Annotated in this window: 6 protein-coding genes; 3 read left to right on the top strand and 3 right to left on the bottom strand. The window is 60.9% G+C overall.

Features of this window, described 5'->3' with window-relative positions; genetic code table 11:
• Window positions 1-30: 30 nt before the first annotated feature.
• Entirely contained in the window at window positions 31-561 is a 531-nt protein-coding gene (locus tag SR3_RS29495; RefSeq protein ID WP_084456060.1) for a DJ-1/PfpI family protein, read from the bottom strand.
• A gap of 469 nt (window positions 562-1,030) precedes the next feature.
• On the opposite strand from SR3_RS29495, the gene SR3_RS29490 reads away from it, so the two are divergent.
• Genes SR3_RS29490 through SR3_RS29480 form a run of 3 tightly spaced genes read left to right on the top strand, consistent with a single transcriptional unit; the run spans window position 1,031 to window position 6,275 of the window.
• Window positions 1,031-3,277, top strand: a complete 2,247-nt coding sequence (locus SR3_RS29490; RefSeq protein ID WP_218018909.1) for an ATP-binding protein — start codon at window positions 1,031-1,033, stop codon at window positions 3,275-3,277.
• A complete protein-coding gene (locus tag SR3_RS29485) occupies window positions 3,274-3,741 on the top strand; it encodes a response regulator (RefSeq protein ID WP_068094755.1) in 468 nt (155 codons plus the stop codon). The genes SR3_RS29490 and SR3_RS29485 overlap by 4 nt, the downstream gene beginning before the upstream one ends.
• Window positions 3,742-3,749: 8 nt before the next feature.
• Window positions 3,750-6,275 carry a response regulator gene (locus tag SR3_RS29480; RefSeq protein ID WP_068094753.1) on the top strand — a complete coding sequence of 842 codons (2,526 nt, stop codon included), beginning with the start codon at window positions 3,750-3,752 and terminating at the stop codon, window positions 6,273-6,275.
• A gap of 87 nt (window positions 6,276-6,362) precedes the next feature.
• On the opposite strand, the gene SR3_RS29475 is transcribed toward SR3_RS29480, so the two are convergent.
• Window positions 6,363-8,693, bottom strand: coding sequence for an EAL domain-containing protein (locus SR3_RS29475; protein WP_084456057.1), 2,331 nt, complete (start codon window positions 8,691-8,693; stop codon window positions 6,363-6,365).
• Between the two features lie 3 nt (window positions 8,694-8,696).
• On the bottom strand, window positions 8,697-8,896 hold a 200-nt coding region (locus SR3_RS32300; RefSeq protein ID WP_218018908.1), incomplete at its 5' end, for a hypothetical protein.

The raw sequence follows: 8,896 nt of genomic DNA, 5'->3' as shown, positions 1-8,896 counted from the left end.
CCGAAGCAGCCCTCCGTTCATGCCTCACCTTCACCTGCCTTCATCGATGTCCCTCTTCCTGACGGCCCAGATGAGGGCACGAGAAAATGCATCGCCCCAACCGCATCCCTGACTAGTGATCAGATTGCCATCGACGACGATCTCCTGCTCTCGAAGCTGTGCGCCTGCATGCCCAAACTCTAGCCAGCCTGTCGGCGCGGCGGTCACAACGCGCCCTTTCAGCACGTTCGCCACGGCTAAAAGCCACAGCCCATCGCAGGCGGCGGCGACAGGCTTTCCTCCCCAAAGAAAGTCTCGCACCAACTCGATCGCTTTGTGCTCAATCGACAGGCCATCAGCCCCGACTTGGCCGCCCGGCAGCACAAGCGCGTCAAATTTGTTTGGGTTAACAGTGCCGAGTGTGCGGACCAACCCTAGCTCCGCGCCTTTGCAGCCAGTAATCTCGCCTGCTTCGGGACTGGCCAGGACTGTCTCAATGCCAGCCCGGTGAAAGGCTTGCATAGAGCATGTGAGGCCCAAGTCATCGAAGCCATCGGTCTCTATGATGAGAACACCGCGCATGGCCAACACCCCAGAGTAAGTACATCAACGGGTTAATGGCAGAAAGGTCAGCTTGGTCCGGCTTGATAATGCAAATGGGCGCGCCAGAAGCCCCATCGGTCTATCAGCGCCTTTCCATGCTGCAGTCCTCCTCGATTGAGATAGCCCGCCAGCTGCGCCAGCGGAACAAACAATCGCTTCCGACGTCTCCCTCTCCGGATGCTGGCCGTCCTGGCGACAGACCCGGGAGCGGGCACACAACCCGCCATCGACTAGGCGTGTCCGGTAAGCGATCGACCCCCCGCCCGGACACGCCAATTTCTCTTGCCTTATCTGATCGAACCGATTGAATGCAGGTTAGCCTGTCAGCCGCGAGCGTTTCACCTGCCAGGTGGGGTCCGATGCCGATCGTTCGGCAAACCCCCGGTGAAAGGATTGGACAGACTGTCATCCTTGGGTAAGGCAAGCGGCATGTTGGAAGGGGCGCACCTTGGCATCTGAGACTTTGGCCAAAACACAGGCAACGGCTGCCGATCTGGATGCCTGCGCACGCGAACCAATCCAGGCGCCGGGCCAGATCCAGCCCCAAGGCAATCTGCTTGTGCTGTCAGGCGCAGACCTCACCATCATCCAGGCAGCAATTGGCAGCTCTTCTGCGTTTTCTGTGCAAGATGTGCTCAATCATCCGCTCCGGGATGCCCTCGCGTCATGGCTGGCTCTCGTCCCGGAGCGCATCGGCAAGGCATCTTTCGAGGATGGCCCCTGTCATCTCGGAAGCTATTATGGCGGGCAGGAAGGCTATCACGCCATCGCCCACCGTGCTGGCCCCAACATCATTCTTGAACTCGAAACGATCGAGCCGGGCGAACCGGGTTCGCTCGATGAACTTTACCCGTCGCTGACGGCCCTGCTGTCAGGGGCGCAGGTCAACCAGTCCCTGGAAGAGCTTGGCGCCCTCGCCGCGCAGGAGGTGCGGCGCATCACGCAGTTCGACCGGGTCCTTATCTACCGCTTCGATGAGGACTGGAACGGTACAGTGATCGCGGAGGACCGCAATGAGGTGCTCCCCTCCTATCTGGATCTGCGCTTCCCCGCGACGGACATTCCGGCACAGGCCCGCGAACTCTACCGCCTCAACCGTCTACGCCTGATTGCCGATGCCAATTATCGGCCGGTGCCTCTGGAGCCCGGTCTCGATCCGGTGACCGGCCAGCGCAACGACCTGAGCTTTGCGACCCTGCGCAGCGTGTCGCCGATCCATCTCGAATATATGCGCAACATGGGCACGGGCGCCTCCATGTCGATTTCCCTGCTGCGGCAAGGGCAGCTCTGGGGGTTGATTTCGTGCCACAACAAGGCCCCTCGCCGTGTGCCTTATCATGTGCGCACAGCCTGCGATTTCATCGGCCAGTTCCTCTCGCTGCAATTTGCCGGGCGGGAGCAGGCCATTCTGGCAGAGCAGCGGATCGCGCTGCGGTCGGTTCAGGCGCGCTTGCTGGCTAGCATGGCGGCAGCCGATCCTTTTATGGTCAGCCTGGTCAAGGAGCGTGCCGACATGCTGGCGCTGACCGATGCGACGGGCGCCGCCATCGTGTTCGGCGGTGAATGCCGCCTGCTGGGGGAAACGCCAGCCGAGCCCGAGGTGCGCCGCCTTGCCGACTGGCTCAACGATCAGCGCCCGGATGAGATCGTCGTCACCGATCATCTCGCCGGTGTTCTCCCGGACTTTGCCAGCATCAAGGACACGGCGAGCGGCGTGCTGGCTGTGCCAATCTCGCAGGTCCATTCCGCCTATGTGCTCTGGTTCCGGCCAGAGGTTATCCGCACCGTTTCCTGGGGCGGATCACCGCGCAAAGCTGTCGATATCGAGAGTGGCCGCATCCATCCCCGCCAGTCCTTCGAGGTCTGGAAAGAGGCTGTCAGCATGCGCAGCCGCCCCTGGGGCGAGGCCGAGATCGAGGCTGCCGAGCATCTGCGCTCGGCCATCGTCGATATCGTTTTGCGCAAGGCCGAAGAGCTGGCGGGTATGGCCGAGCAGCTCCTGCGCAGCAACAAGGAGTTGGAGGCCTTCAGCTATTCGGTCAGCCATGACCTTCGCGCACCGTTCCGCCACATTGTCGGCTATGCCGAGCTGCTCAAGCAATATGAGGGCGCGAAGCTCTCCGAACGCGGGCATCGCTACATCGGCACGATCATCGAATCCGCCATTTCGGCCGGAACGCTGGTCGACAATCTGCTCAGCTTCTCACAGATGGGCCGGGCCACGCTGAACAAGATGACCATCGACATGGATCGGCTGGTGGAGGAACTGCGTCGCAAGCTGGACCTCGATCTGGCCGAGCGCGCCGTGGAGTGGCGGATCGATGCCTTGCCCGAAGCCTATGGCGACCCGGTGATGATCCGGTTGGTGATGCAGAACTTGCTGGAGAATGCCGTCAAATTCTCCGCCGGACGCGATCCCGCGATCATCCGGGTTGGCACCCGGGTGCAGGGTGACGTGGTGACCTACTTCGTTCAGGATAATGGCGCCGGCTTTGACATGGCCTATGTCGGCAAGCTATTCGGTGTGTTCCAGCGGCTCCACCGATCCGAGGATTTCGAGGGCACCGGCATCGGGCTCGCCAATGTGAAGCGCATAGTCGAACACCGTCATGGTGGCCGCGTATGGGCGGAAGGAGCGATCGATCAGGGCGCCACGATCTTCTTTTCGTTGCCGCGCCGGGAGAACATGTCGTGAGTGGACCAGACCTCAAGCCCATCCTTTTGGTGGAGGACAGCCCGAAGGATGTCGAGCTGACGCTTGCCGCGTTGGAGCGCTGCCAGCTGGCCAACACTGTCGTCGTGGTGCGCGATGGCGCGGAAGCGCTAGACTATCTGCTCGCCACCGGCCCCTACGAAGGCCGCAATGGCGGCGATCCTGTCGTCGTTTTGCTCGATCTCAAGCTGCCCAAGGTCGATGGGCTTGAGGTGCTTGAGCGGATCAAGAGCGATGAGAAGCTGCGCCAGACGCCGGTTGTCATGCTCACCTCCTCGCGCGAGGAGAAAGATCTGGTGCGCAGCTACCAGCTGGGCGTCAACGCCTTCGTGGTCAAGCCAGTCGGCTTCGATCAGTTTTTCGAAGCAATTCAGGATCTTGGTATGTTCTGGGCCGTTCTGAACGAACCTCCACCCGTGATGCAGCTGGGACCACAGGACGAATGAACTCGCCGATGACGGATGAAAATAGCAAAGCGATCATCCGAATCCTCCATTTGGAGGACAGCGCTATCGACGCTGAGTTGATCGGCGAATATCTGCAGCGCACCGGCGCAGACTGTCAGGTTGAGCGGGTCTGGGATCGCGATGGCTTCACCCAGGGGCTGACCAAAGGCTCCTATGACCTCATTCTCGCTGATCATCTTTTGCCCGCCTTTGACGGCCAGGCAGCACTCGCCCTCGCGCGAGAGCTTGCGCCAGAAACACCATTCATCTTTGTTTCGGGCACGCTGGGTGAAGAGGTCGCCGTTGCCGCCATGAAGCGGGGGGCCACCGACTATGTGGTCAAACAGCGCCTTGACCGGCTGCCCGGCGTGGTCGAGAGGGCCGTGGCCGAACGCGCCGAAAGGCAGCGCAACAAGGCCCTGCTGGCCGCCAGCGAAGCGCGATATCGCGCCCTTTTCGATGCCATCCCCCAGGGCTTCTGCGTCATCGAAATGGTCTATGATGACGATGGGCAACCCGTCGATTACATTATTGTCGAAACAAACGCTGCTTTCGAGGCTCAGACCGGGATCGAGAACGGCATCGGTCGATCGATCCGCTCGATCAACCCGAGCCAGGAAGAAAGCTGGATTCAGATCTACGGGGAAATCGCCCGGACAGGTATTTCCCGCAGTTTTGAGGGCGTTGTCGAAGGGCGCGGGCGTAATTATTCTGTCCATGCCTTCCGCGAGCCGGGCGATCGTCCCAAGGTTGCCGTTCTTTTTGAGGACATCAGGGTCCGCGCCGAGCAGCAAAGACGCCTGCGAGAGAGTGAAGCCCTTTACCGCTTGCTTGATGATATCGATTCCTCAACACGGGGCCTATCAGCCGCCGACGCAGTGCTCTTGGCCACCACAAAGATGGTCGGTGAGCATTTCCATCTAAGCAACTGCGCCTATGCAGATATGGAGGAGGATCAGGATGCCTTCACCATTCGCGGCGACTGGGCTGCGCCCGGATCGCGCTCGATTGTTGGCCATTACAGTCTTGCTGCTTTCGGGGAGCGAGCGGTTAATGATTTGCGCGCAGGTCGCCCATTGATCATCAAAGATAATCTGGCCGAACTGCCCCCTGGGGAAGCTAAAACCTTTCAAGACATCGGCATCACGGCCACAGTCTGCGCGCCAGTTGTTAAGGATGGCAGGCTGCTGGCCCTGATGGCCATTCACGACAACAGGCCGCGTGCGTGGACCGAGCGGGAAATCATCGCCATAAGCGAGGTGGCCGAGCGGTCCTGGTCTCACATTCAGCGTGTCCGAGCCGAAGCAGAGCTGCGTGATGCCAATGCCAATCTCGAACAGCGTATCGAGGAACGGACCAAAGCGCTGGTCGCCACAGAGGAGGCCTTGCGGCAATCGCAAAAGATGGAAGCGATCGGGCAGCTCACCGGCGGCCTCGCCCATGATTTTAACAATATGCTTGCAGCGGTGCTGGGCGGGCTCAATCTGGTGGATCGCAGGGTCAAACAAAAACGCTACGACGAAATCGATCAATATCTTGCTCTGGCCCAACAGGGAGTGGGCCGCGCTGCCTCGCTGACCCAGCGATTGCTCGCTTTCGCCCGGCGCCAGACCCTCGCCCCGGTTAACACCAACGTCGACGATTTGGTCGCCGGCATGCAGGACATGATCGATCGCGCGCTCGGCCCCACCATCGAACTGACGATGTGCCGCACCGAAGGCCTTGGCGCGACCATGGTGGATGCTCCTCAGCTGGAGAACGCCCTTCTCAACCTTTGCATCAACGCCCGGGATGCCATGCCCGAGGGTGGCAAGCTCATCATTGAGACGGCCAATGTATCGGTGGATGTGATCGACGCGGCGCGACGTGATCTGAAACCAGGCCGTTATATATTGCTCTCCGTCACTGACACGGGCATCGGCATGCCGCCAGATGTCGTCGAACGGGTCTTCGAGCCCTTCTACACGACAAAGCCGCTGGGCCAAGGCACGGGTCTGGGCCTCTCCATGGTTTACGGCTTTATCAGGCAGTCCGGCGGCCAGATCCGCATCCACTCCGAGGTCGGGAAAGGCACTAGAATTGAACTCTACCTTCCCAGGACGGAGGGGGCGACGAAAGCCGCACAAATCGATGCTGCGCGCCCCGAAGCCGGAGATGGCGCGGGCGAGATAATCCTGCTGATCGAGGATGAACAACCGATCCGCGAGATGGTTAGCGATGTTTTGGAGGAAGCAGGCTACCGCGTGATCTGTGCCGAGGATGGACGCTCGGGCGTGGAGCGGCTGCAACATCTTCCCGGCATCGACCTGTTGATCACGGATGTTGGGCTACCGGGCGGCCTCAATGGTCGACAGGTGGCGGATATCGGGCGTTCGCGCTGGCCCGGTCTCAAGACACTCTTTATCACGGGTTACGCAGCGAATGTGTCGGTCGGGGCAGGTCATCTTGAGGCCGGTATGGCGGTGCTAACCAAGCCCTTCAACATGGACGATATCATCCATCGGGTCCGGGAAATTCTTGATGAAACTGTCTAGGCGGTTCGGTTGTCATTCGAGGCCGATCTGCAACTAGAACCAAAGGGTTGGCCCATAATATATCCATGGACCGATCCTCGATGACCGCTACCCCGCCTCGGCCAATCGCTCCTGAGCGGTATCAAAAAGATCACTGGCAGCCATTGGCTTGCCGATATGCCAGCCCTGAGCGACGTCGCATCCAAACGACGCCAGCATTTCCAGCGTACTCCCGGTTTCCACGCCTTCGGCAACGACTTTGAAGCCCAGTTCATGGGCGAGTTCGATGGTCGAACGCACCATGGCCTGATCGCTGCGGCTGGAGTCCAGCGCCAGAACGAAGCTCTTGTCGATCTTGATCTCGCGAGCGGGAAGCCGCTTGAGATAACTCAACGTCGAAAGCCCCGTGCCGTAATCGTCAATGGACAACGCCAGCCCCAGCCCGGCCAAGCGCTCAAGGGCTGCAATGGCTCGCTCCGGATCGGTCATGGCCGCAGATTCAGTAACCTCCAGTGTGAGGTGAGGGACAGTATCCACATAGTGCTTGAGCACGGTTTCCAGGCGCACGACAAACTCCGGATCGGATGGAAGCAGCGCAGAAAGGTTGACCGCCACGTCGAGATCGAGACCTGCAGCAGCCCAGGCCATGCGGTCCTCCAGCGCCTTTTCCAGCACAAAAAGCGTGAGGTCGGCAATGCGACCGTTCTCTTCAAGAGCCGGGATGAAGGCATCGGGTGGGACTGCACCACGCTCTGGATGCCGCCAGCGTACCAGCGCTTCGGCAGCCGTGACACGCCGCGTGCGAATATCCAGCTTGGGCTGATAGGCAACCCAGATATGGCCCTGTGCCATGGCATGATCCAACTCCGCCGCCAGCCCGAGGCGCCATTCGCTTTCCTGCTCCAGATCGACCGTGTAGTGCGACCAGCGCTGTCCGCGCGCCAGAGCAACCTCGGCGGCCCGGGCAGCGCGCGCCGGAGCCTCGATTGCGCCCGATGGAGCAAGCCCGAAGCCAAAATTCAGTTCAACCTGGCGAGCATGAACCAAGAAAGGCGCGCGCAGCATCGCAGCGGCAGCGTCAAGCCGCTCGGTTTCCTCGTCAAGGTCGAGCGGGGCATTCAGCCAGGCAAGAGCACTGTCATCGATGCGGTGGATCGGGCTGCCTCCAGCGAACACCAGCCTTTCCGCAACCCGCGCCAGTAGCTCAGCGGCGTGCGTGCGCCCAAGCACACTGGCAACATCGCCAAAATTTGCTAGCCGCAAGACGACAACGCTGCCCTGGGGCTGCTTCTCGACCAGTTCGCGGAACGAACGGGCATTGGGGAGCCTAGTTTCGGCATCAAAATGCCGGGCTTCTCGTGCAGAGGTCAGCGCAGCGTAGATGACCATGGTCAATCCGCCCGCGAGCATGGCCAGCAAGGCCGGCGCAACAGAGAAGCTACCCAGTTTCGTTGCCTTGGTGGCCAAGGGCAGAACCAGCAAACCAATCGCCCCGCCGCCCAGCACCACAACACGCTGAAGCGATGTGGCGGCGGCCGCCCAGACAACCAGCGCCAGCGCGATCACCAAAGGCAAAGTGGCCCCATGATCGAAAGGTGCGCTGCCCTGAAGCAGGGTTTCAGCCGCCAGCAGCTGGATCATCGGCCCAGCCATCACGCCGCGCCCTGGAACCGGATAGCGATCGCCCAACTCGATAGCCGATGCGCCGATCAACACGTCGCGCCCTTTGAGCAGACCGGGCGCAAACTTTCCGTCAAGCAGATCGACAAAGCTCACGCGTGGAACCGTCGCGGGATCGATCGAACCATCGATGGGAAATCCCTCACCGGCCTGCCCGGCAACATTGGCTAGAGTTGCTCCCATGGAGGGGCGCGGCACACCGCCGGTCACCACACCATAAGGATAGGAATGCACCAGCCCATCGGTGTCAGCAAAGATGTTGACGGCGGCCAGCTGGGCCCGCTCCCGCAATGCAGGCAAGGGCAGGTTCTCCAGAAACTCCCGGCTACCCTGCATGCTGGCCTGTCGAAAGGTGGGCAGAATGATCGGAGCGCGCGAGCCATTGATGGCCTGGGCAAGGGAAGCGTCCTGATCAGACGAGGAAGGGGATGAAAAATCGACGTCGAAAGCGATCGTGCCGACGCCGGCCTTGTTCAACCGGTCGATCGCCTCGGCATAGTGGCTGCGGGGCCAGGGATAGCTGTGGAGCGCTGCCAGCGAGCGCGCATCGATTTCGATCAATGCGATATGGCCGGAGGCAGGGTGCTGCAAGAGCGACCAACGCCAGATCTGCAGGCTGCGATCAAGCGTGGCGCCGACCGAACTCCATGCGGCCAGAAGCCCCATCAGCAAAGCGGCAAGCAATGGTATCCCAACGCGGCTGTTTTTCAGAACTGACCGAAAGGAGCCAAGGGAAAGGGACCAGACAGGCAAAGGCATGCCTTAGCCCTTGCCCTTGGAGTTATTGCCGCCGGCATTTGAATTTGACGCCGCGTTACTCGAACTGTTGCCACCGGCATTCGAACCCGAACTGGCATTCGCGCTATTCCCACCCGCATTCGAGTTCGACGCGGCATTGCCAGCGCTGTTGCCGCCCGCGTTATTGCCAGAACCGGCGTTCGCGCTATTCCCTCCGGCGTTCG

This window comes from Novosphingobium rosa NBRC 15208, assembly GCF_001598555.1.
Classification (GTDB): Bacteria; Pseudomonadota; Alphaproteobacteria; order Sphingomonadales; family Sphingomonadaceae; genus Novosphingobium; species Novosphingobium rosa.
The sequence above is the reverse complement of the archived record's forward strand: the minus strand, read 5'-3'. Positions and strand labels throughout refer to the sequence as shown.

What these genes read in the sequence shown, in the direction of transcription:
- SR3_RS29495 (WP_084456060.1), bottom strand. Translation starts at nt 561, where the DNA reads ATGCGCGGTGTTCTCATCATAGAGACCGATGGCTTCGATGACTTGGGC.
- SR3_RS29480 (WP_068094753.1), top strand. Translation starts at nt 3,750, where the DNA reads ATGACGGATGAAAATAGCAAAGCGATCATCCGAATCCTCCATTTGGAG.
- SR3_RS29475 (WP_084456057.1), bottom strand. Translation starts at nt 8,693, where the DNA reads ATGCCTTTGCCTGTCTGGTCCCTTTCCCTTGGCTCCTTTCGGTCAGTT.